At 49.6% G+C, this 1405-nt stretch carries 2 protein-coding genes; both read right to left on the bottom strand.

The genetic code is table 11. The annotated features are described in order from the left end of the window. Positions 1-51: 51 nt before the first annotated feature. A complete protein-coding gene (locus ACYVRH_RS14375) occupies positions 52-1008 on the bottom strand; it encodes a transposase (protein WP_461257553.1) in 957 nt (318 codons plus the stop codon). 11 nt (positions 1009-1019) lie between these two features. After that, a complete protein-coding gene (locus ACYVRH_RS14370; protein WP_461257552.1) occupies positions 1020-1331 on the bottom strand; it encodes a transposase in 312 nt (103 codons plus the stop codon). Positions 1332-1405 lie beyond the last annotated feature (74 nt).

Here is a 1405-nt window from a genome sequence, read left to right as displayed (position 1 = left end):
TGTACTGCTTATGCTGAACTTGCCGTTTTTAAGACAAGCATATAAGGTGTGTCAGGAACCGGCATTTTTTGTCCGCCAGTATTCCTGTCTCTTAATAAATGCAGTATGCAACTTTTCTTTGCGTTCTGCAAGCCGTCCCGCCGCCCTGCCGTAAAAAACGTCATTCGGCGTTAGATACCAGATCGCGCTGTGAAGCCTTTCGCTGTTGTAATACGCGATCCATTCCGCCAGCCTTATGCAGGCGTCTTGATATTCTAAATACGATGCCCTCCTTACGTGTTCGGTTTTCAAAGTGCGGTGGAAGCGTTCCAGTTTGCCGTTGCTCTGCGGGTGGTTCGCCGATGTCAGCGTGTGCCCGAATTCCAAAAGCGCAAGCAATTCTTCAAAATCTTTTGAGATAAACTGGCTGCCGTTGTCGCTTATCAGCCGCGGGCTGGCGGCTTGCGGATACGTCTCTTTGGTTTCGGCTAACAGTATTTCCGCGTTAAGCCCCTCCATGTTTTTGCAAAGCCGCCAGTTGAGTATTTTACGGCTGTAGCCGTCAAGGATGCCCAGAAAATAATAAAACGAGTTTTGTATCTTTATGTACGAGAAATCTATGTGCCATTGCTCGTGAACCGCCTGCGGCTGGTCAAAGCCTTTCTTCGCCTCCTCGGCCAGTTCCGCCCACTTTTTGTCCAGATTATGGCGTTTTATGACGTTATAGACGCTGCCGCATGACACAAACGCTATGTTTTTGTCCACCATCTCCCAAGACTGCATGCGGTAGCCTTTCAGCGGGCTGCTGGCGCAGTAAGCGATTATCGCCTTGACTTCTTCCGGAGTCAGGTAATACGACTTGGGGATGTTGTTGTTGTGCTTAGTCTCGGCTCCGCGCCGCCGCGCCCATTCCCGCCACGTCCTCTCCGGTATCCCAGCGTACTTCAAAAGAGCGTGTGTCGGCAGCCCTGTTTTGGCGTGGTAACGCCTTATTTCCCTTTCCACAATTTGCCGCGCTTCAAGACTCATTTTCGCTTTCCCTACCTCAGGCCAGAACTCTTTTTTTTTAAAGCTAAAAGCTCTTCGGCAAGTTCCGCTATCACTTCGTCTTTCTGTTTGACCTTCTCCTCAAGGGCGGTGATTTTACGTTCCTCGGCTTTCCCGCTGATGTCAGCTCTTTTGATCTGGAAGCTCTGAACGCCCCCTTCAAAAAGCTGCTTCCGCCAGTTGAAGATGTTGTTCGGATGAAGACCGTATTGTTCCGCCACTTGGCTTATTTGCTTCCCACCCTCAAGCACCTCTCTGAGAATCTTTACTTTTTCTTCGGCAGTATAACTTTTTCTTTTGCCCATGTTTCCCTCCTGGGCTTTTGTATACCACCTTATATGCTTTGGTCTAAAACGGCAAGTTCAGCGTGGGCAGGACA

Source organism: Treponema sp. R80B11-R83G3 (assembly GCF_054786115.1).
Note: the sequence above shows the minus strand (reverse complement) of the source record. Positions and strands in the feature narration are given on the sequence as shown.